Here is a 21,687-nt window from a genome sequence, read left to right as displayed (position 1 = left end):
TAGGGGAATAGCAGCGTAATTACGTTGGTCAGGTTCACAAAACGCAACTTCAACCGTAATTTCAAAACAAGGAGCAGAAGATGTCTACGATGTCCAACACGGTAGCGATTCCAGCCGACGACCTGCGACGGAGTCTTGTGGTGGCAAATCCGGATAACAGCAATGCGCAGCATCTCGGAGTCGTGGGCGACACCTACACGATCCTGCTGTCCGGAGCAGATACTGCAGGTCGATTCACCCTGATCGATATGCATGTTCCTCCCGGAGGCGGACCTCCCCCGCATCGTCATGATTTCGAGGAGAGCTTTACTCTTCTCGACGGTGAACTCGAGGCTACCTTCCGAGGGGAGAAGCGTATTGTGCGCGCTGGAGAGACTATCCACATTCCAGCGAACGCTCCACACCAGTTCCATAATGGCTCGCCGGAACCGGTGAGGATGCTTTGCATCTGCTCGCCGGCAGGCCAGGAGGAGTTCTTCAAAGAGTTGGGAACAGTGGTTGCGATGCGTACCACTCCGCCTCCCGCGGTCGATGCGGCGCAGGGAGCAGCGTTCCTCAAGAAAGCGGTGGAACTGGCTCCGAAGTACCGAACCGAACTGCTCAAAGAGGCGAAGTAGAGCCGATTCGAGGCGAAGCATGGCGTGATCGTTGACCGGTGCTCGCCGGCATCGTCCTATGAGATGGAGAGAATGTAACAGCGTTTGGATCTCATAGAGAACATAGACGAGGAACTCCGGCATGTCCGGAAGGCCATCGAGGAACGTCCCCTTTTCTTCCCCATGGAGGAAAAGCGCAGCACCCGCTGCTGCTTTCGCTCGGCAATGTCCGAGATGCGACAAACCGGGGCAAGAGAATGGTGAACGCTGGAGATTTCCCGGTGCTTTTCAGCTGCTAGCCCCCGGGGCGGAGCCAGAACCGCCTGGAGGCGGCGCGCCCGCGCAGGCTGGGATTTAGGCCAATGGAGCCAGAACCCCGTGGAGGCGGTGCGCTTGAGCCAGAGCGGACAAACGGGGCGCAACTATGGCGCGCGGGCGGGGATTTAGGCCACGGAGCCAAAACCGCCTCGAGGCGGTGCGCTTGAGCCAGAGGGGACAAAACGGGGCGCAATTATGGCGCGCGGGCGGGGATTTAGGCCAACGGAGCCAAAACCGCCTGGAGGCGGTGCGCTTGAGCCAGAGGGGACGAACCGAGGCGCAACTATGCCGCGCGGGCGGGAATTTAGGCCAATGGAGCCAAAACCGCCTGGAGGCGGCGCGCTTGAGCCAGAGGGGACGAAAAGGGGCGCAACCATGGCGCGCGGGCGGGGATTTAGGCCAACGGAGCCAAAACCGCCTGGAGGCGGTGCGCTTGAACCAGAGGGGAGGAACTGAGGCTCAGCCATGCCGCGCGGGCTGCCCAAACCGCGAGCCACATGAATGGGTGCACGTTTTGTTGCTCCGCTGCCGTGTGGTGAGTTCATCATTCTACTCTGTTGGATGCTAAGGAGTATCCTCTCAACGCGTCGATCATTTGTACTGGGATCTCTGTGGTGAGTGGCACATCTTCATACTTGTGACCCGGATGACCAGCCGGACCAACTGTTATCGCTGTTGTAAATCACGAAGTTGCGGTCATCCTGCATCACCGCAAAAGCACCCCAATGGCCTTGCGTGTTTGTCGCCAAAAGAGGCCAGCCGTCGTACGTCTGCCACACTAAGTTGCCGTCGCCCTGCATGACCACCTTATTGATCAAATGGTATTGATCGTAAAAGTTCGAGACAGCCCAACCTGAAAAATTCCCAGCTGAGCCATAGATGACAAAGTTGCCGTCCGTCTGCATGGCGACATAAAATTGTCGGTCGAACGAAATTAGCCGGTCCCCTCTTACCATCGTCCCATTCGTCGGCGACGCGAGACCGCCCCCCGGCGGGGGATCATACCAAACCCAAGGAGCTAGGATGCCGCCCGAAATATCTGCCATCTTCCACCTCCCGATGTATTTTTGAAAGGCTTCTTGGGACTAGCCCGGCGCGATTTTCGATGGAAAATTGGCCTGCCTGCTAGCCCTCTCCACGGCGTCCAGAACGCATCGCGTTACCTACCGGACGCTGACGCTACGCCTTCTACTTAGGCGTTGTCAAGCGAAACCAATCGACAAAATAGTACGTTAACGCACGGAAATTCCGCTAACTCTATAAGGCTTTATTAATTCACGTTCTGCTTGCGTTCCTGTGCTTGTCGCCGACCGCGTAAGTGCCAAAAAACACAAGGTTCGCTGATCGTTGGCGTACGATTTCTGACGTTCTGTATGGTGACCCATGATTCATGGTCCTCCTTCAAAAAATTACGCTTCGTCACAGAATTATCGGTAGAACGCGCGCTTTACGCCACTGTGACTCCCGGATCTCCGGTTAGTCGGAAGCTGCGCGCTTCTTCCTTTATGCTGAAGGGAAGCGAATGATGCAGACAGTTTTGACGATCGCTGGATTTGATCCGTCTTCGGGTGCGGGTGTGACCGCGGACCTGATGGTGTTTGCGGCGCATGGGCTGTTTGGGACTTCGTGCATTACGAGTTTGACGGTGCAGTCGACGCAGGGGGTGCGGGATAGTCTGCCGGTGCCGGTGGAGATGGTGAGGGCTACACTCGATTGCCTGGAGAGCGATCTGCCGGCGGCGGGGATCAAGATTGGAATGCTGGCTACTGCGGAGAACGTGGTCGCAGTGGCGGAGTTTCTGGAGGGGCTGCGCGGACGCGGGTTGCGGGTTCCGGTGGTGCTTGATCCGGTGATCCGGTCGAGCTCGGGAAGGGAACTGCTCGATGCGGAGGGGGTGGGGGTGCTGCGGGAGAGATTGCTGCCGCTGGTGGATTGGGTGACGCCGAATCTTGAGGAGCTGGGGATTCTGGCGGGGCGGATTGTGATGCAGCGGGGAGATCTGCCGGAGGCGGCGCGGGATCTGCAGGCGATGTGGACTGGATTGAACGTGGTGGCGACGGGTGGGCATCTGATGCCGCCGGACGATCTGCTACTGCGAGCGAATGGTGAGTTGGACTGGCTGCAGGGGGAGCAGATTGTGAGCCGGTCCACCCATGGGACGGGGTGTGCGTTTTCGAGCGCTCTGCTAAGCCGGGTGGTGCTGGGAGATGATCCGCTGGGCGCGGCGAAGATGGCCAAGCGGTATGTTGCGGAGGCGATTCGGACGGCTGAGCCGAGAGGCAAGGGGCTGGGGCCGGTGAATTCGCTTTGGCCGCTGCGGGATGAGTAGTGGTCTTCGGGTGGTGGGGTGGGCTTTCCGTCGCGTCGAGATTTCCATTGTGCTGAATCGGGAACCGTGGAGTGGCGGTACGGTTTCTGGGTGGACGATGGCGGGGAATAAAGACAGTTAAGTGCAGAAACTACATCGATTGGGTCATTGCGACGTTCTTCCTGGACTGTTTCGATATCGGTGAGGGTTTTCAGGTTGAGTTGTCGTCATCGGAACATTCCGGATAATGCCGCGGTGGGGTTCGCCGATAGGGATTAGGACGGAGGATTCAGGTCCATGTCCACAGTAGCTTTTCCCGGGGTCTTTCGACCCGAACTCGTAAACCAGAACGCCTCGAGCGTTCCAACTCTTTCGCCTGGGAACCCCCAGCCGAAAAACGCAGACCTGACGATTCATCGGATCAGCCAGACGCATCACGGGCGCACGCTGCTGACGCTGGGACATGCAGCCGAGTACCTTGCGAACTCGCGGCGTTATTCGATCCAGGCGTTCGACAATAAATCTGACGATGAGGCGATCCACATCCTGATGGGGCTGAGCCGGAGTGTGTTCGAAGACCTTGCCCAACCAGCAGCGCTGACACGCCGGATCTGGAACTGGTTGATCGAACGGGTGGTGCGTTTGTTGGCTTAGACGGCGATGCTGCTAGGCTGGATGGGTATGGCACTTACGGTGATTTTGAACGGCCAGTCCCGCAGCTTTGACGCACTTGAGGAAGCTGCCAACCTTGAACAGCTTGTCGTGGAGCTTGGATTGAAGGGCGACCGGGTAGCGATCGAACACAATGGCGAGATCGCTCCTCGGTCGAGTTGGTCCCAGACAGCTTTACATGGAGGGGATCGGCTCGAGGTGGTTCACTTTGTCGGCGGCGGGGTGTGATGGGTCGGTTCGTTCGCTGTCTCTCTTGCTACCAGATGCTTCAGAAGCGACTCCCAGCGGTCGCCGTAGTCGTCCCAGCCTCCGAGAAGCTGGACGCGACGAAGGGCGGCCTCGCTCATCTGCGATTGGAGGGCGGGGTCGTCGGCGAGTTGCTGCATGCGCTCGGTGAGGGCGGCTGCGTCGCGGACAGGAACTACAAAGCCTTCGACGCCGTTGGTAAAGAGATCTTCGCCGCCTGTGTTGGTGGAGCAGAGAACGGGACAGCCACAGGCGAGGGCCTGACCCTGCACGAGTGCCAGACCCTCTTCGATGCTGGGGAGGACCATGACGTGACTGGTGCTCATGAGGTGGGGGAGTTGCTCCTGCGGGAGCGGGCCGAGGAACTCGACTTGTTGTTGAGGGAGGCGGTCGAGAACGGACTTCATGTCGGGATGAATGGAGCCGGCCAGGCGCAGGCGTTTTGCGGGGTGGCGTAGTTGGGCGAAGGCCTCCAGCAGATAGGGAACTCCCTTACGCAGGGTGACGGAGCCGGCGAAGAGGACCTCGAAGCGATCGGTGGGGGACTCTCCAGTGCGGGTGAATTTTTCGAGGCGAACGCCGTAAGGGATGACGTGGACCTTGTCGGTTGGGATGCCCATTTCGACGAAGGAACGGGCTGCGAAGCTGGATGGGACGGTGATGGCGTCGGCAAGGGCGTAGATCTTTTCTTCGCGGACGATGTCGCGAATGTCGGTGACGGGGCGGTCTACGTTCCAGCGCTGGTACTCCTCGGAGACGATAGTTTCCTGGTAGCGCTGGTGGGAGGAGCCGCGGTCGCAGATAAGGCGGCCGCCACGGGACTGTATCTCGTGACCAGTCTTGAGGCTGGAGCCGGAGATAGCGATGACGGCGTCGGGCGTTGCGGCGGCGCGGACTTTGCGCAGGGTCCACTCATCGAATGAGAGCGCATTCGCATAACTTATTTGATCCATTAGCCATGGATGGTGGATACCAAAGCGTTGCATGAGGATTTCAGGGGTGTGGACCCAAGGGAACGTCTCGACGATTTCGTGGGGGAGGCCTTCGCGTTTGAGGCGTGTCCAAGGCCAGGTAGAGTAAATGCGCTGGAGATGACCTCGGCGATGCAGCTGGCGGGCGAGTTCAAAGTGATGAAAGACACCGAAGACCGTCTGAACGATTTGCATAGCGCCGGTGGGCGATTGACCTCGGTTCATCGTAACAAAGGTCTTTGGCGGACTAGGGAAAGGGTGTTCTGGGCGGGTGGCAGCCAAGTGCTGTGCCCACCGCCGCAGTGCCACTATACATAATATGTGTTATCGGACACAAAAACAGTTTTCCCGGCCCGGCCTCGGCGATCGAGATCATGGACAGAATGAGATCGAGTTCCTCTGCGAATCGTGTGCGTTTCATAAGACAGCCTCCTACCGTTGTTAATGTCCCGGTCGGAGTGGTTTTGTGCGGGTGGAGAAAACTTTCTTATTCAGACCAGGAGGTTGCTTATTTCAGGCCCAGATTCTGACTGCCCGGATACCCAACATAAAACAACCGATTACTAGAAGAATGATCCCAATTGAAATCTCCGCCGGCTTGAGTTTCACCGGCGAAGGTATATTCTTTCGCCGCTGAATTTGAATCCCCATATACACGGCATAAAGACCTGCCAGGGTCGTTACCCACAAGCTGATATTGGAACTATGTTCGAAGACCCATGTCATATGAAACCTCTCCAGTTAGCAGAATACGTGCTGTCCCCAGGTCGCCGCGACTGACGATCCGCCGCCCCACACTACATAGTATCTATCGCAAAGGTGGTCGATTCGCTACAGGCTCCCTTTTTACCACCACCACCACCGCCGACAGGTGGTGGCAGCAACCAGTCCGGTGAGGGAACCTTCAGAGTGATCGTAGTTCCGCTAGCCGCTTCCGCGTACCTGGCAGCCTGTTGCATAGCAGCCGTAAAGTACTGGACGATGCCTCCCTGACGAATACTCGTGAGAAAGTTGTTCACGTCACTTGTCGCCATCCCATCAACTATGGCCCATCCAGCCTGCAACTGAGCTAACGTCACCTGAGGGTAAGAGGCCTGCATGTTCGCCAGGATCTGATTCTGGTTGAGGTAAGAGCTCTTGCAGTCATAGGACTGGAGGTTGGCGTAGTACGAGGCGAGCTGACCATCAATATTATTGGCCTGCCAGTCATTTGCAGCTGAGATGAGCGTGTTTCGATAGGCGTTCCAGTTCCCTGCGCTCGTTGTTGGTGAAACAATTGTGTTGCCAGCTGTAAGACATGCGACTCCGGCTGAGGTCGAGTAGATGGGGTTCGATGATTGTGCGGTTGCTCTGCGGGGGGATAGTCCGACCGTAGCTGCGAGCGCTACGGAGCTGGAGGCTGAAGTCAGGAATGCTCTGCGGTTCATATCTCCGTTGTGTTTCTGTGGTGTGCGGAAAGGCTATGCGTTTCTCCTGCCAGCGATACTCTTTTATTTCAGATATTTACTTCATGACTCTGTCGTGTTCCTGACACTTCGCTACAGAAGTGCATAAAAACGCTGGCGCGATTTGTGATCACGCCAGCGGGGTGGTGAGATCACAAGCTATCGAACCAGGCAAGGAGCGCCGCCACAACCATTCCCGAGAGTACAGGTTGGATCGTTGGGGCTACAGTTTGACGGACGCAGGCTGTTCTTGTGGGTTGGCTGAATGCTCGGCACGAATAGTCAGGTGAAGGCGAGAACGAAGAGCGATAGTTTTAGTTTCATAAAGAAACTGTATGTACTTGAATCTACGAACCAAAGCCTATGACAAATGGCGAAGGTTTGCGATAGGGTACTTGAACCGTTCGAACTCAGTTCCCTTCAATCGGTGTGCCTTCTTCCATGGCTCCGTCGATATCCGGCGGCAAGTAGAGGCCGTGCCAGTGAACGACCTCCGAATCTTTCGTGAGGTTCCGAATCTCAACAGACTGCGTTTCTCCTTCACGCATACGGAACAACGGTCCGGGAATCTGCCCGTTGTAAGCTACGGTCCGTATGTGATGTTTCGGCGAAGCCTCTAGGGTGTATGGCGCAATCTCAAGCGTCACGTCCGGCGCCGCAGCGGCCGCGCCGGACAGCGCGAATGATCCGACCGCCATTCCAGAAAGTTGAGTGAAACGTCTGCGTGTCAGTGCATGGGGAGACACGGAATTGGGCATAGTTCTTTGTAGCTCCGACTGAGTTCAACGAAATGCGAAGCAGTTAGACCGAAATGGGCCTATTTCAACGTACGAGCAAGACGGTCAGCTAGTTGGAAACCTGGCCAACGAGATTAAGATCAATCGCAACGTCATTCTCAGCTTTCCAGAACATGAAGCTTGGATTCTTGAGGCCCCACTGAACATAGGGAACGACAAATTGCGCCCTCGCCGTTGCCTTCGATCCGTCCATGTGAATCTGCATCGGAATCGTCAGGTCGTGAGCAGTGCCGAGCAGAGTGAATACTCCGCTCACCTGAATAGCCGAGTCGCCTGAAGCAGCAATTGTTCCGTTGTACGCTTTAGGCGCGAAAGAGACGGTGGCGAACTGGTCCACCTTGAGGATATCTTTGTACATCTTTTTATCGCGACTATCGTTTCCCGTCTTACCGCTGCCCGTTGCCACGATGACTATCCCCGATATATGGGAAGCAGTGCGATCGAAATTGATCGATCCAGACTGAATGTGAAACGTGCCGTTGACTACCTCGTGGGTCGTGTTGAGCTTCATCTTGACGTCGCTGGCATCGGGGTTGACGGCGAAGGTCTGATACTGGGCGAGTGCGGCTGGAGCGAATATGAGCGCGAGGGCTACGACTGCGAAGGATTTCATTGCATCACATCCCCTAAGGTTTAACTGCCGAGAGTTGTTTTGGCGGGGCTCGACTTCAGTTGGCGAACGCCTGTGGAGCAACAGCGGCGGGCTGGGTGACACGCGTGAGTCTAGCCGTTACGCGCATCGCGCCGGGCCAGACCCTGAGGCAGAACGGCAGTACCGCGCGCGCGAGTGCGTTGTTCAAGCCGTTGGCGGCGACCTCGGCAAGACGCATCTGGGGCAGCAGTGTGGAGCGTAGTTTTGGCTGAAAGACCGGCGCTGGCTCCGCGGCAAGATAGGCGGCGGCTGCACGGCGGGCAGTATGCAGGGCGATGGATATGCCATCTCCGGTGAACGAGGGGATTACGGCTGCTTGATCGCCGATACAGTAGAGCCCATCCTCGGTTGCGCGGCGGAGGTAACCGTACGGGATATGAGTGATGGTGATCGGTTTGCCGAGCAGCGGCTCCGCACCGTCAAGCCGCATCGCGAGATGGGGACAGTCCTGCTGCATCCTTGCAAGGAGGCCCTCCCAGCGAAGACCCGCACGTGCAAAATACCGCCGTTGCACCACACAGCAGAAGTTCGTAATGCCGTCTTCCACGGGTTGGATACCACCGTAGCCTCCGGAATAGAGCGTCAACTCGGAGGCGTCCGCCAGGTCTGCGGTCTGGGCGGCGGACAGTCGGTAATACATCTTGAAGGCGACCCATTGGTGAGGGTCCTTCGGGCGACCGTGGCCGCGCAGATCGTGCTTGCCCGTGGCGAGAAAGGCGGTTGGAGCTTCGTAGGTGGTGCCGTCGTCGAGTGTAGCCTGCCAGAGGTTGGCGGTCGCGTGGCTGAGCGACTGCACACTGCGACCACGCTTAACGCGGACTCCCGCGGCGATGGCTGCGGCGATGAGCGCTGTATCGAGCGCCTTGCGCGTGAGCGAGGCTGCGGGAAAAGGCAACGGAGCCTCCGCGGCTCGTCTGGCTGCGGCGAGGCGAACGTAATCGATAGGCACCGCGCCAAGCGAGGCCACGTCGATACCAAGTGCGTGCAGGTCTTCAAGCGCCTCACCGCTTAGAAATTCTCCGCAGACCTTATGGCGCGGTGTGGGCTCGCGTTCAATCAGCGTGACGCTTCTTCCCTTTCGAGCGAGCGCGATCGAAGCCGCACAGCCTGCCACTCCACCACCGAGGATCAGTACTTCGTCTTGCAAAGCATTCCCTCCTAATTCACTGGATGTTCAATCAATTTGTAGCGGGATTCCATCTTTCTAGTAGACGTCCAAAAAAACAGTTCGGCACTTCATTCTGTACAAATCGTCATTTTGAAGCCGGTAGAGCGCTGGCTGGACGGATGCACATGTCGACGTGAAATTATGCCGGGTTCACCGGGGGGATCGGAAGGCGTCTAAGTTGTTAGAACGGGGTATTTGATGGAGCAAAGCAATTTCTTTGTAGCCGCTTTCTTGGTGATAATGTTGGGCACCGCAGCGCCAGCAGAACAAATTTCAGTGAGACATATCCAAAGCCCGATGCATCGGTTTATGGTGGCGCGCTCTGAGGCTGGAAAAATCATCGCCAGTGGTGAGTTTTCGCAGGTCGTGCAGGGGGATGAAGTGACGATGCGCCTGACCTATCACTTCGTGGATGGATCGATTGACGATGAGACGACGACATACCGGCAGCAGGGCACATTTCGGCTGGTGAGCAACCATCACATGCAGAAAGGGCCGTTCTTTATGAAGCCGGTCGACTTTACGGTGGAAGCTGCTACCGGTATAGCGACCAGCCGCACAGCGGACAAGAATGGCAACATACACGTCGAGAGCCACCGCATTGACCTGCCGGATGATCTGGCGAATGGATTCGTTGGAACGTTGCTGCTGAATGTGCCGCAGAATACGACGCCGTTTCGGGTGGGGATGCTTGCGCCAGTCGCCGGAGGGCGGTTGATTCAGCTCCTCATCTCTTCGGAGGGCGAGCAGCCGTTTCACACGACAGGACAGACACTCAAGGCGACGGTGTTTCGCATCCATCCGGAGTTGGGCGGCATCGTGGGCGTGATCGCGCGGCTAATCGGCCTGCAGCCCAAAGATGTGATGGTATGGGTTTTGGAAGGTCAGGAGCCTGCCGTAATGAGGATTGTCGGACAGCTAGGTGGTTACGGCCCTCTGGTCAGCTCGGATCTCGAAGGAATCAGCTTCGCGAAATAGGACATTTGCAAAACCCAAATCACCAGGGTGGGCTGTGGATCGCCCGCATTTATGACGATGCCCTGAAAGTCTGATGGCCTCCTAGTCGACGATCAGTCACGACGGGTGGTGAGTTCGCGCCAGTTGAGGCCGAGGTCCACGACCAGCAGCGAGGCAAGTGTGAACGCAATCACGCCGACGGCGGATAAGACGTCGCCCAGGTGGCTCCAGTAACGCGGCCAGAGGTTGAGCACGCGGCTGGAGACGAAGGTAAAGGTAACTGCATAGGAGCGGGCCATCCATTGGCGGTGCTGTGTGATTTGGCGGTTGCGCGCGGTGATGAAAGCGGCGGTGGTGCAGACCATCCAGGCGGCGGCCTGCATGGAGGTTCCGGGAAGGCCCGGACGGCCAGCTGCGAGAGCAATCCCCGTGAAGGAACCAACAAACACGGAGATGACGTAGATGCGGCCGAGGATGCGATGGAGTTGGAGGTGACGCTGGCGGATCCGCGAGGAGAAATTGATGGGGCCGATCAGAAGAGCGAAGATTCCGGCGAGTGTATGCGGGATGAGGAGATGGCGGTCGGCAATGACCTGCAGACGGTAGGCGTGGTACATCGGATAGTCAGTGACGAGGAGCAGCTCTGAGGTAATGAAGACGAAGAGTACGGTGAGACCAAGCGAAACCCAGAGAATAGTCTTGAATCTGGAACCGGCGGAGCTGGGTGCTGGCAGAGTGGAAATTGGCATTATTCGCTTCTCAGATGGTTAGACGTGATGAGGTGCGCCATGAGGGCGACTGGGGCGAGAGGCTTCATATCTCTTAGTCTAACGAGACGCTTTAGAATCACCGATCTCACTTCCACCGCCCCACGCACAACCGTCCCGGACGCCACTTCTCCACCGTCGCTGCCTCTCGCGGGACCTCAGCCGCAGCCAGCAGGCGTACCCAATCCTCCTTCCGGAAGGCCCGCCGGAACGACACCGGCCCATCATGCCGCACAAGCCAGTGCCAACGCACCCACCCAAACATCCGACTACTCCACTCCGCCCGCTCCAGATCATTGATAAACCAACCTACCTGCACGGTCGCTTCCATCCACCTCTGCAGCGCGACGATCTCCTCGTCCTCCAGATGATGTGCCAGCAGCGAACTCACGACGATATCGACCGGCTTCTTCGGTCGATACTCCAGAGCATCGCCGGTCACCCATTCGATTTCTAGTTCCTTTGGCGTGGACTCCGCTGCTGCACGTGCCGCATAAGGATTCAAGTCGATCCCCGTTAACTGCACAGCAATGCCCCGTCTCCGTGCCCAGCCTGAAATCTGCCGCAGTAGATCGCCGCCGCCACTGCCCACATCGACGATGTGTACCGGATCACGCAATCCATGCGGCAACCGCTCCAGCCAAGCCAGCGTCGGCCGATAGCCCAGTAGCCAGCGATTGACTGTTTCCAGACTGCGCAGGCAGTCACGGAAATCTTCATAACTACAGTCACCATCCATGAGCTCCGGCAACTCACGCGGAGAGGCCCGCCGACTGAAGTCGATCTGTGCACTAGACCCCATGGAAGCGCATCGTCTCCGCTGTTAGGCCCGGCCCAAACGACATCGCACACCCACGCTGCCCCGGGCGCGCTTGCTGCATTATTCGCTGCAACACAAACATCACCGTCGCCGACGACATGTTGCCGAAGCACGATAGCACTTCGCGCGACGCTGCCAGCGCATCCGTCGGCAGCTCCAGTCCCTTCTCCACCGCATCCAGAATCGACCGTCCGCCGGGATGCACCGCCCACAGGTCGATGCCGTCGCGCTCCGCCATCAGTTCGCCCTCATGCAGCGCGCGGCCCAGCTCTCCGGGCACCTGCCCGGAGAGCAGCATGTCGAAACCTAGCCCGCGAATCTTCCAGGTGATGAGCCCGCGTGTCTTCGGCACCATCACCGCCTTGAAGCTGTCCAGCGCGAGACCCTGCTCGCGAGCAGTAATTAGGCTCGCCGCTGCGCCATCGGCAAACACCAGGAAGGAGAGCACCTGCTCCAGCTCCTGCGTCTCCTGGAAGTGCAGCGTACACAGCTCCAGGTTGACCATCAGAACACCCGCCTTCGGATCTGAGCGCACAATGTGCCGCGCCAGCTTCAGCGCATTGATCGCGGCATAGCATCCCATGAATCCAACCATCGTGCGCTCCACGCCCGCCGAAAGTCCGAGATGGTCGACGATCTCAAAGTCCAATCCCGGCGCATAGAGCCCCGTGCAGCAGGTCACCAGCACATGCGTAATACCGGAGCGTTCCTTCTCATTGAGCGCAAGCCGATCCACGGCCTTCTTCATCAACACCGGAGCGCTCTGTTCAAACAACTCCATACGGCGCGCCGTGTTGGGAAAATTGCCTAGCTGGTAAAACTCATGCGCGTAATGCGACGAAAATTGGGCGGAGTCTTTCTGCGGATCGAGGAAGGAATAGCGATGCGCGACGTCGGCGCGGCTCACCATGCGGCGAAAGACCGTGCGTAGCCGCGGGTCGGCGAGCATCTTCTCTGCGAAGACAACGAAGGTGTCATGCACGTCGTGCTCTGGTACGGCAGTAGCGATGCGGTTCAGGTAAGCCGTAGTCAAGCGGAATATGTCCTCAGCCCGGATCATCGGGGATTAAATGTCGCGTGTGTGTGTTTGGGAAGCTGGACCACGAAGAGACGACAATCCAGCGACAGTCGACTACTTGAGAGAACAGGCCCCGTATTCTCAATACAACGGCTACTCGTTGAGACGAGACCTTTGCTCTTTTGATAGCACTTTGCAGGAAGGGATAGGATGACGATTTGTTCATGGAGGGCGCAATCACCGGAGCGTCCCCTCAATTTCGTCCTTCCACATGCTAAGTTACGGAAGAGCAAGGCAAGATGCACGACCACGAGTGTTCTTCGGAATCGGCATTCGGCGCTCTGCCAGCGCCTAAAATTTGCGAGGTCGATACTCCGAAATGACATTTGCAGCATCGCTCCAATCCATCGCTCCATGCATCGATTCTTTGCCGCCACAGCACTTGCACTTGCGGTATCAACGTGTACGGGCCTCATAATGGGGCCGGAAATCGATCGTTCTGCTCACCTTTACGTCAGGAGTCGTTATTCGGCTATCTTCTTCTTTGTCTAGCCTTTCCCGATTCGTCCACCGCTGAATGGACGTAGATGACCGAATCGTCATCTTGCAGCTTCCTGAAGTGTGCGAATCGTGAATCAAAATGGCTTACCATCACTTCATGCAGCTCCTGCTCGTGGAGGACGAACTCGAGATCCAGCGCTTCCTCAAGCAATCGCTCACTGATGCGGGTTACGAGGTGGATGCCGCCAAGGATGGGCGAGCCGCCGCTCAACTTGCGTCTGGAAAGAAGTATGACGTTCTGATCGTCGACCTTGGCCTTCCGGATCAAGATGGCATTGACTTGATTCTTCAGCTTCGACAATCTGGCGTAAGCAGCCCTGTATTGATACTTTCGGCCAGAAGATCAGTCGACGACAGAGTCAAGGGACTGGAACAAGGTGGCGACGACTACCTGACCAAACCCTTTGCTCTCGCCGAATTGTTGGCTCGACTGCGCAACCTCTTGAGACGAAACCTGGCTGCGAGCGAAGAAGCCTCACGTTTGTGTGTACTCGACCTGGAATTGGACTTCATCAGGCGTAGAGCCTCCCGTGGGGGCGAAGTCCTGAATCTAAGCCCACAGGAGTTTGTTCTCCTGGAGTACCTTTGTCGCCATGCCGGGAGAGTTGTCACTCGATCCATGCTTCTCTCGGAGGTATGGGGAATGCGAATTCAGCCGGACACTAACGTTGTCGACGTCCATATCTACCGGTTGCGCGGCAAGGTGGATATTGAAGGCCGCGAGCCGCTAATCAAGACTTTACGAGGTATTGGTTATGTCCTCAAAGACCGCTAATCCCATCATGCACAGTGCCGCATGGCGTATCTCCCTCTGGGCAACACTAGCCTTTGCCATTGGAACAATGCTGGTTTTTGCGATGCTCCATCGCTTCGTAGCGAACGACATTCAGCGTCGGAGCGACGCGTGGCTTACTGGTGAGGTGGCAGTACTCGGCGATGTAGCCGGGCGAACGCCAAAGGACCGCCTCTACGGTCGGGTAGTGAGAGAAGTCGCGGAACTTGCAAGTAGAGAGGTGCCAAACAAACTGCGCTCGAACGGCAACGAGAACGACTCGGTCTTCTTTCTTCAGGCCGGAGACGACGGTAGTCTGAAACTTTGGGTTGGTGTTGGTGACGGGACGCCGCACTTAGCAGCCATTCGCGCACATAAGGTCGTTTCCGATGTGCCTTACGACTTGAATGTCAAGGGATTCAAGCACCCCTTTCGGGTGGCGTCGGTGCGCATGGAGGATGGAAGCCACATTTACCTCGGACTCTCGGAGCGAGACGAATTGCGTGTACTCAGGAACCTCCGATTCCGCTTCTTCTGCCTTTGGCTGCTCATCGTCTTGTTTGGCTTTGCGATCGTCTTCTACGCTACCCGACGCATGCTCAACTATGTCCGCGAGATCACTGAGGCCGCATCCAGAATTGGACAATCTGATTTGAGCAGTAGAGTTCCAACCAACAAGCGCAACGACGAAGTAGGACATCTGGCGTTAACGCTCAACCACATGCTGGACCGGATAGAAAGCTCAATGCACCAGCTGCACACTATTACCGAGTCGCTTGCCCACGATCTTCGTAGCCCTTTGACGGCGATTCGGGGGAAACTGGAGATCGTTTTGTCGGGCGATCTGAAAGTCGAGCAGAGTGAGCCAATTGTCTCGGCCATTGATGAACTGGATCGACTAACGGAATTCCTGAATACTTCGCTCGATGTTGCGGAAGCGAAAGCTGACGCGCTGAGGTTGTCGCGCACGGAAGTCGATCTCGATGAACTGCTTCGAGTCATGATCGATCTGTACGAGCCTTGTATGTCGGAGAAAGGACTTCGTGTGGATCTGCGCAGCGCCGGTCCTGTCATGGTCCAGGCAGACGCTGCCCTTCTTCATCGAGTAATCGCAAACCTGCTCGATAACGAACTCAACCACCTGCCCGCTGCATGCACTGTTTCCATACGACTTGGAGCAAGTGAGAACACCGTGATCTTGACTGTGGAGGATGATGGCCCGGGATTTTCCTCGGAGATTGGCCTCCAGATGTTCGAGCAGCGCGTGAAGGGGAGAGATTCGAAAGGTCGTGGGTTGGGGCTTGCATTCGTTGAAGCGGTGGTGCGCGCTCATGGAGGAAGTGTAACGGCGTCAAACCCTCGACAGGGAGGGGCTCTTCTGACAATAAACTGGCCTCGCGCTGCAGGAGAGACGGTTGATGCTCCGCACTCTCTAAGATTGGTCGCCGGCCGGTAGAGGATGCCCCTAAATTCAGCCGGGCCTTAGATCTTGATGAGGCTTCATTCTAGCTTAATATTTTTTCTGATATCGTATCTCGATAACGAGGTTCGATAATGAAGGATGATCCGAACAACCGCGATCTGTACTCCGGCATGATTCGTCTTCACATTCTTCATCATGCGGAACATGAAGCTATTTTTGGGGCGGGAATGGCGGAGGAGCTTGCCCGGCATGGATACAAGATCAGCCCAGGAACTCTCTATCCGATCCTCCACGGTTTAGAAAAGCGCGGCTATCTCACATCAGAGGAAGAGCGGTCCGGTAGGAGTATTCGCCGCCTCTACAAGATCACGGCTTCCGGTCGGCGCGCGCTTAAGACAGCAAAGCTCCGGGTCCGCGAGCTTTTTGGAGAGTTGATTGAAGGCAAATAGCCCATTCACGCGAGATGTCCGCAGAATTCGAGGGATCGTTGTCGGCTGCCTCCTCGCAGCGAGTGGCTCTACCGTTGCCTTAGCGCAATCCTCGGTCACAGCTACTCCCGCTGTGACGCTTGATCTCACGATTGTTCAAGTCGTTCAGGATGCCGAGCAGAACTATCCTGCGATTCATGTCTCTGAGCAGGATCTCAACGCGGCTGTGGCAAATATCCGGTTAGCAAGGACTGCCTATCTTCCACGTCTCGACGGGATCGTAGAGATCAACAGGGCTACACGAAACAACGTCTTCGGCACTCTGCTTCCACAGAGCACGCTGCCAAGCATGTCCGGGCCAGTCATTGGAACGAATAATGCCGGCTCCGTATGGGGGAGCGCTGCAGGGCTTCTGATCAACTGGCAGCCATTCGACTTCGGTTTCCGGAACGCCAAAGTGGAAGCGGCCGCAGCAGCACGTGACCGAGCGAATGCGTCTGTTCAGAGGAGCCAGCTTGAGGTCTCCAGTGCGGCGGCGGACGCGTTTCTAACGGTTCTTGCGGCTCGTCAGATACAGAATTCCGCTCAGGCTGCCGTCGACAATTGGGAAATCCTACGGAAAAGCATCCACGCTCTCACGGCTGCGGAGCTGCGTCCCGGCGCCGACGAATCGCGGGTTGAAGCGGAGAAGGCGGCTGCGAACACTCAATTGGCTCTAGCCACAGAAGCGGTCGAAATGGGCGAGGCAACTCTCGCGAAGTTTCTCTCGAAGCCGGATGACATAACGAAACCACTCAATTCCGAACATCTTCTTGGAGAGTTCCCAATGGGAGTCGAAGATGACGGCGTATTTCATCCAGAAAGCACTCCTGCGATGCTGGAGCAACATGCAGCCGTCTCTCAATCCGCTTCGGAACTTCGCGCCACAGACCGAAGTTGGGTGCCACAGTTCAATCTGGAAGCGGCAGGGTACGGCCGAGGCACCGGCGCGGCGACAAACGGACAGCGCCTGAACGGAGCCAACGGCCTCGCTCCAACCGTAGGAAACTACGCGGTCGGACTGAACGTTACCTTTGGCTTTCTTGATTTTGCCAATATCCACGCCCGTGAAGCCTCGCAAGCGGCCACGTTGAAGGCCGAGCAATCTCGCGAGACATTGGTTGGCAGACAGCTCCAGGAGCAGTTCAGCCAAGCACGAGCCGCCTTACGGGCGATGCGCGGCATTGCGAAGAATACTCCTATCCAGGTCGAGGCTGCTCGAACCGCTCTTGCTCAAGCTACGGCTCGTTACAAAGCGGGGCTGACTTCGATTGATGATGTGGCGCAGACGCAACGGCTATTAGTGCAGGCAGAGATGGATGATTCGATTGCCCGCCTGAACGTCTGGCGTGCGTTCCTCCAATTGCAGTCAGTACGTGGCGATCTTCAGTCCTTTCTTCGGGCAGCTCAGTAGTTCAGGTGATTATTTGACATGCGTTTAGTCCTCGCAGCTCTGAGTCGTCCGCTTACCGTGATCGTCGCGTTGATTGCGATCATCGCCGGATTTTTTTTGGCAGTTGGAAGGATGCGCATGGACATCTTTCCAGAGGTTGGCAATCCTGTGATCTATGTCGCCCAGCCCTATGGCGGCATGACGCCCGCGCAGATGGAAGGATTTCTTACCTACTACTACGAGTATCACTTCCTCTACATCACAGGCATTCAGTCGGTGGATAGCAAGAGTGTTCAAGGCGCAGCTCTGATGAAACTGACGTTCCGCGAAGGAACGAACATGCAGCAGGCTATGGCTGAGACAGTCGGCTATGTAAATCGCGCGCGCGCCTTCATGCCGCCTGGTACGGTTCCACCCTTCATCACGCGTTTCGATCCTGGAAGTGTCGCCGTTGGTCTTCTCCTGTTTACGAGCAACAGTCACACGCAAGGCGAGCTGCAAAATATCGCTCTGAATCAAGTGCGCCCGCTTTTTGCGACCCTCCCCGGCGTCTCAGCGCCTCCCCCTTTTGGCGGCAACCAGCGCACTATCGTTGTCACACTCGATCCTGACAAACTCAAGCAATATGGTGTCTCCCCTGAACAGGCGATCGCGGCAGTAACCAACGGTACGGTCGTATCGCCCTCAGGCAATCTCTACGATGGCACTCTGAATCGCATCGTTCAAACAAACTCGACGCTAGGCCCGGAGCTCAACGCTTTGATGAGTACTCCGATCCATCCCCGCTCTGGAGTGAACGTTTATCTGCGTGACATCGGCACTATCGAAAATGGGACGGATATCATTACGGCTTACGCGCATGTCGATGGCCGCCGAACCGTCTACATCCCGGTTACGAAGCGGTCGGACGCATCGACTCTGGCAGTGATTCAGGCGGTGAAGGCAGCAATCCCGAGCTTTAAAAAAGTTATGCCAGATGATGTCGAAGTGCAGCTTGCCTTCGATCAGTCCGGCTATGTATCGAATGCCATCAGTGGTCTCGTCAGAGAAGCGGCGCTTGGCGCGATCCTTACCGGACTAGTTGTCCTGTTGTTTCTCAGAGACTGGCGCGGCGCTCTGATTGTCGTGGCGAACATCCCGTTCGCTCTCTTTACTGCCGTACTCCTCTTATGGGCCACAGGCCAGACGATCAACATCATGACCCTGGGTGGATTGGCACTCGCGGTTGGAGTCCTCGTGGACGAGGCAACGGTCGAAGTCGAGAACATCCACACGCAGTTGCTTCCAGGTGTCTATCGGGCAAGAGCGGTTCTCGAAGCTTGCCGCCGCACTGTTCTGGCGCGTCTCCTTTCGATGCTCTGCGTGCTGGCGGTGTTTGTTCCGTCCTTTTTCATGAAAGGGGTGGGACGACAACTCTTTGTCCCGTTGTCTCTCGCCCTGGGCTTCGCGATGGTCGCTTCATATTTTCTGTCGAGCAGTCTGGTGCCGGTCTTTGCCACCTGGATCATGAAGGAGTCACATAAGGGAGAAGAGAAAGAAGGCAGCTTCGGCAAGTTGAGAACACGCTATGAACGGTATCTGAATGCCGTATTGGATCGCCGTTGGCCCATCATCATCGGATACTTCGCGGCGACGGCACTCATTCTCATTTTGGTCACGCCTCGCATCGGAAGTGAGATATTTCCGGATTCCAATGAACCCGTTCTACGGATGCGGCTAAAGGCGCCCATCGGGACGAGAATCGAAGAGACGGAGCCTATGGTGATGCAGGCTCTCGATCTTATCCGCAAGACAGTAGGCAAGGATAACGTAGAGATCACCTCCGACTATGTCGGCGTTCAACCATCGAGCTATCCAGTCAATCTCATTCATCTCTTCACAAGCGGCCCGGAAGAAGCTCTGGTGCAGGTCCAACTCCGACCTGGGCATCCCGACGACGAGAAGCTACGAGAGGATCTCCGCGCCGCATTTCACAAAGAGATGCCGAAACTGACAGTGGCATTCGAAGCAGGGGACATCATTTCTCAGGTTATGAGCTTCGGATCGCCCACTCCCATTCAGATCGACGTTCAAGGAGTAGATATCGACCAGGACTACACGTATCTCGCAAAAGTGGAAACCGAGCTTCGCAAGCTCGACTTCCTGCGGGACGTCTCCACCGTTCAGCCTCACCTTTATCCCACGGTCGAGGTGACGGTAAACCGCGATTATGCTGGCCAGTTCGGTCTGACGATGGCCGACGTGACGAACTCCCTGACGCCGGCTACAGGCTCGTCTCGATTCACTGCGCCCAATTACTGGCGCGATCCCAAGACGGGTAACGCATTCCAGATTCAAGTGCAATTCCCTCCAAACCGGATGCAGGGTCTCGGCGCGCTTTCTACCTTACCGCTGATGCGCGATGGACAATCTCAGCCGCAGCTTGATCAGGTTGCCAAGCTGGAATACGGGACGATGCCCGAGATGATCGAACGCTTGAGCGGGCAGCGGATCGTCAGCGTGACTGCCAACCTGCATGGAATGCCTCTCGGTGAAGCTCAGAATCGCATCGCGGTACTTCTGAAGAATCTTCCGGCGGCTCCCAAGGGTTCAACCATTGCGGTACGAGGACAAATACCCGCTCTTGAAGAGACAATATCGGGCCTGCGCACAGGGCTCCTTTTGGCCATCGCTGCAATATTCTTGTTGCTCATGGCGAACTTCCAATCTCTTCGTCTTCCTCTCGCCATACTGTCGACAATCCCGGGTGTCCTCTGCGGTGTGGTTCTTATGCTGCTCTTCACAGGAACCACACTCAATATTCAGTCCTTCATGGGAGCGATCATGGCAGTCGGCATTTCGGTCGCGAACTCCATCCTCCTGGTCAGCTTCGCAGAACAGGCAAGGCACCAGAATGAAGATGTCGAAACCGCGACCCGGACGGGAGCAACGAGCCGCATTCGGGCAATTTTGATGACAGCGACCGCCATGATATGCGGCATGATTCCCATGGCAATTGGCTTTGGAGAAGGAAGTGCTCAATCCGCTCCGCTTGGCAGGGCTGTTATAGGCGGACTTGTCTTGTCTACATTGGCGACCCTCACGGTGCTTCCGGCTATCTACGCGTTGCTGCAACGCAAAGCGTCCACCACCTCAAATTCACTCAATCCCGAAGATCCATCGAGCCGATACTATGTTCATCCATAAACGCATCTGCCTTGTCTTCCCTTTGGTGTGCTGCCTCTCCGCCTTCTCTCAGAGTCTTGCGCACGTGGAGATGGTAAAGGTCGAGAGCCGTCCATCCGCTCGAACGGTGCCTCTGACGGCGGAGCTCGCTCCATTCCTGCAGACTGATATTGAAGCCCGCGCTCCTGGATATGTGGAGAAAGTACTAGTTGATCGGGGCAGCCAGGTCCACAAGGGGCAGCTATTGGTTCAGCTCTCCGCGCCAGAAATCAATTCGCAGACGGCAGCTTCAGAAGCAAACCTCCATCAGGCGGAAGCCGAAGCTGCGCAGGCCGAAGCTCAAGAAGCCGCAGCCGAAAGCACCTCGGCGAAGCTGCAAGAGGCTGCTAAGACTCCCGGTGCCGTAGCGGGCAATGAACTGTTGCAGGCCCAAAAGCAGCGGGATGCGGCGCAGGCATTAGTCGATAGCCGAAGGGCCGCGGTTCGGACCGCAAAAGAACGTCTCCAGGCGAGCCAAGCAATGGAGTCGTATCTTCGAGTGATCGCTCCGTTCGATGGAATGATTACCGACCGATTCGTGAATCCTGGAATGCTGATTGATGGCGGTCATACTCCGATGTTCAGACTCCAGCAGGTTGCGCATCTGAGATTGATTGTGCCCGTTCCGGAGACCTATACCGGCTCGATCGTCAAGGGAACATCGGCGGTCTTCCATGTTCCGGCACATCCTGGAAAAAGTTATTCAGCGAAAGTTGCACGAATCCCAAATGCTCTCGATCAGCAGAGCCGGGCCATGATGGTTGAACTGGATGTGTACAACAAAGACGGAGGCCTGGCTCCTGGCATGTACCCAACCGTTGATTGGCCGGTAGGAGGTATTGGAGAGAATCTTCTCCTTGTTCCCGCGACTAGCGTCGTAACCACAACTGAGCGAACGTTCGTGATCGCGTCGGTTAATGGTCGAGCACACTGGATTGATGTGCGAAAGGGCCCGCCTATTGGGGACAATGTTCCCGTCCGAGGTCAAATCTTTGCTGGCCAATCGATCGTCAAAAGGGCTTCCGATGAGATTCGCGAAGGTGCGCCGCTCAGCTGATAACTCCGGTTTCTCAGCCGCTTGAGAATCACTCGCGCGATAAGTTACGAAAACGCTTCTGGCTATCCGTTTCCG

General features: G+C 56.7%; 21 protein-coding genes. 11 read left to right on the top strand and 10 right to left on the bottom strand.

The features are described 5' to 3' along the window. The first annotated feature begins 80 nt into the window (after nucleotides 1-80). Entirely contained in the window at nucleotides 81-617 is a 537-nt protein-coding gene (locus RBB81_RS16090) for a cupin domain-containing protein (RefSeq protein ID WP_183788170.1), read from the top strand. Between the two features lie 926 nt (nucleotides 618-1,543). On the opposite strand, the gene RBB81_RS16085 is transcribed toward RBB81_RS16090, so the two are convergent. After that, nucleotides 1,544-1,960: a hypothetical protein gene (locus RBB81_RS16085; protein WP_183788171.1), complete on the bottom strand. Its 417-nt coding sequence runs from the start codon at nucleotides 1,958-1,960 to the stop codon at nucleotides 1,544-1,546. Nucleotides 1,961-2,436: 476 nt separating this feature from the next. On the opposite strand from RBB81_RS16085, the gene thiD reads away from it, so the two are divergent. The 3 genes from thiD to thiS all read left to right on the top strand — a co-directional run bounded on the left by thiD (nucleotide 2,437) and on the right by thiS (nucleotide 4,122). Beyond that, nucleotides 2,437-3,243, top strand: coding sequence for a bifunctional hydroxymethylpyrimidine kinase/phosphomethylpyrimidine kinase (thiD, locus tag RBB81_RS16080; RefSeq protein WP_353071356.1), 807 nt, complete (start codon nucleotides 2,437-2,439; stop codon nucleotides 3,241-3,243). 276 nt (nucleotides 3,244-3,519) lie between these two features. After that, a complete protein-coding gene (locus RBB81_RS16075; RefSeq protein WP_179583720.1) occupies nucleotides 3,520-3,876 on the top strand; it encodes a hypothetical protein in 357 nt (118 codons plus the stop codon). Nucleotides 3,877-3,903: 27 nt separating this feature from the next. After that, on the top strand, nucleotides 3,904-4,122 hold the full coding sequence (gene thiS / locus RBB81_RS16070) for a sulfur carrier protein ThiS (RefSeq protein WP_179583718.1): 219 nt from the start codon (nucleotides 3,904-3,906) through the stop codon (nucleotides 4,120-4,122). Here the strand turns inward: thiS and RBB81_RS16065 are convergent. The 5 genes from RBB81_RS16065 to RBB81_RS16045 all read right to left on the bottom strand — a co-directional run bounded on the left by RBB81_RS16065 (nucleotide 4,098) and on the right by RBB81_RS16045 (nucleotide 9,152). After that, nucleotides 4,098-5,336, bottom strand: coding sequence for a glycosyltransferase family 4 protein (locus tag RBB81_RS16065; protein ID WP_353071355.1), 1,239 nt, complete (start codon nucleotides 5,334-5,336; stop codon nucleotides 4,098-4,100). The two genes, thiS and RBB81_RS16065, sit on opposite strands and share 25 nt — an antisense overlap. Nucleotides 5,337-5,908: 572 nt before the next feature. Further along, on the bottom strand, nucleotides 5,909-6,538 hold the full coding sequence (locus RBB81_RS16060; protein ID WP_353071354.1) for a hypothetical protein: 630 nt from the start codon (nucleotides 6,536-6,538) through the stop codon (nucleotides 5,909-5,911). A gap of 428 nt (nucleotides 6,539-6,966) precedes the next feature. After that, nucleotides 6,967-7,314: a multicopper oxidase domain-containing protein gene (locus tag RBB81_RS16055; protein WP_353071353.1), complete on the bottom strand. Its 348-nt coding sequence runs from the start codon at nucleotides 7,312-7,314 to the stop codon at nucleotides 6,967-6,969. A gap of 88 nt (nucleotides 7,315-7,402) precedes the next feature. Further along, the gene (locus RBB81_RS16050; protein WP_353071352.1) at nucleotides 7,403-7,966 is read right to left on the bottom strand and encodes a YceI family protein; all 564 of its coding nucleotides are present in this window, start codon (nucleotides 7,964-7,966) and stop codon (nucleotides 7,403-7,405) included. Between the two features lie 55 nt (nucleotides 7,967-8,021). Further along, nucleotides 8,022-9,152, bottom strand: a complete 1,131-nt coding sequence (locus tag RBB81_RS16045) for an NAD(P)/FAD-dependent oxidoreductase (protein ID WP_353071351.1) — start codon at nucleotides 9,150-9,152, stop codon at nucleotides 8,022-8,024. A 318-nt stretch (nucleotides 9,153-9,470) separates the two neighbouring features. Between RBB81_RS16045 and RBB81_RS16040 the strand changes: the two genes are divergently transcribed. Continuing rightward, nucleotides 9,471-10,151 carry a hypothetical protein gene (locus RBB81_RS16040; protein ID WP_353071350.1) on the top strand — a complete coding sequence of 227 codons (681 nt, stop codon included), beginning with the start codon at nucleotides 9,471-9,473 and terminating at the stop codon, nucleotides 10,149-10,151. A gap of 92 nt (nucleotides 10,152-10,243) precedes the next feature. On the opposite strand, the gene RBB81_RS16035 is transcribed toward RBB81_RS16040, so the two are convergent. The 3 genes from RBB81_RS16035 to RBB81_RS16025 form a co-directional block, all read right to left on the bottom strand. Beyond that, the gene (locus RBB81_RS16035) at nucleotides 10,244-10,879 is read right to left on the bottom strand and encodes a DUF2306 domain-containing protein (protein WP_353071349.1); all 636 of its coding nucleotides are present in this window, start codon (nucleotides 10,877-10,879) and stop codon (nucleotides 10,244-10,246) included. Nucleotides 10,880-10,985: 106 nt separating this feature from the next. Next, the gene (locus RBB81_RS16030) at nucleotides 10,986-11,699 is read right to left on the bottom strand and encodes a methyltransferase domain-containing protein (RefSeq protein WP_183788177.1); all 714 of its coding nucleotides are present in this window, start codon (nucleotides 11,697-11,699) and stop codon (nucleotides 10,986-10,988) included. After that, on the bottom strand, nucleotides 11,689-12,750 hold the full coding sequence (locus tag RBB81_RS16025) for a type III polyketide synthase (protein WP_353071348.1): 1,062 nt from the start codon (nucleotides 12,748-12,750) through the stop codon (nucleotides 11,689-11,691). The genes RBB81_RS16030 and RBB81_RS16025 overlap by 11 nt, the downstream gene beginning before the upstream one ends. A 643-nt stretch (nucleotides 12,751-13,393) precedes the next feature. Between RBB81_RS16025 and RBB81_RS16020 the strand changes: the two genes are divergently transcribed. Continuing rightward, the gene (locus RBB81_RS16020) at nucleotides 13,394-14,071 is read left to right on the top strand and encodes a response regulator (protein ID WP_183792090.1); all 678 of its coding nucleotides are present in this window, start codon (nucleotides 13,394-13,396) and stop codon (nucleotides 14,069-14,071) included. Between the two features lie 46 nt (nucleotides 14,072-14,117). Here the strand turns inward: RBB81_RS16020 and RBB81_RS16015 are convergent, their stop codons facing one another. Continuing rightward, nucleotides 14,118-14,423: a hypothetical protein gene (locus tag RBB81_RS16015; RefSeq protein ID WP_353071347.1), complete on the bottom strand. Its 306-nt coding sequence runs from the start codon at nucleotides 14,421-14,423 to the stop codon at nucleotides 14,118-14,120. Between the two features lie 36 nt (nucleotides 14,424-14,459). On the opposite strand from RBB81_RS16015, the gene RBB81_RS16010 reads away from it, so the two are divergent. From RBB81_RS16010 to RBB81_RS15990, 5 genes are all read left to right on the top strand, one after another. Then, nucleotides 14,460-15,524, top strand: coding sequence for an ATP-binding protein (locus RBB81_RS16010; protein WP_353071346.1), 1,065 nt, complete (start codon nucleotides 14,460-14,462; stop codon nucleotides 15,522-15,524). Nucleotides 15,525-15,622: 98 nt separating this feature from the next. Then, nucleotides 15,623-15,940, top strand: coding sequence for a PadR family transcriptional regulator (locus RBB81_RS16005; protein ID WP_179583142.1), 318 nt, complete (start codon nucleotides 15,623-15,625; stop codon nucleotides 15,938-15,940). Then, complete coding sequence (locus RBB81_RS16000) at nucleotides 15,927-17,372, top strand: TolC family protein (RefSeq protein WP_353071345.1); 1,446 nt, start codon at nucleotides 15,927-15,929, stop codon at nucleotides 17,370-17,372. Before RBB81_RS16005 ends, RBB81_RS16000 begins: the two co-directional genes overlap by 14 nt. A gap of 18 nt (nucleotides 17,373-17,390) precedes the next feature. After that, nucleotides 17,391-20,537, top strand: coding sequence for an efflux RND transporter permease subunit (locus tag RBB81_RS15995; RefSeq protein ID WP_353071344.1), 3,147 nt, complete (start codon nucleotides 17,391-17,393; stop codon nucleotides 20,535-20,537). Then, nucleotides 20,524-21,612, top strand: a complete 1,089-nt coding sequence (locus RBB81_RS15990; RefSeq protein WP_183788189.1) for an efflux RND transporter periplasmic adaptor subunit — start codon at nucleotides 20,524-20,526, stop codon at nucleotides 21,610-21,612. Before RBB81_RS15995 ends, RBB81_RS15990 begins: the two co-directional genes overlap by 14 nt. Nucleotides 21,613-21,687 lie beyond the last annotated feature (75 nt).

It is taken from the genome of Tunturibacter gelidoferens, from assembly GCF_040358255.1.
In the GTDB taxonomy this organism is placed as follows: domain Bacteria; phylum Acidobacteriota; class Terriglobia; order Terriglobales; family Acidobacteriaceae; genus Edaphobacter; species Edaphobacter gelidiferens.
This window is presented reverse-complemented; position numbering and strand designations above follow the sequence as displayed.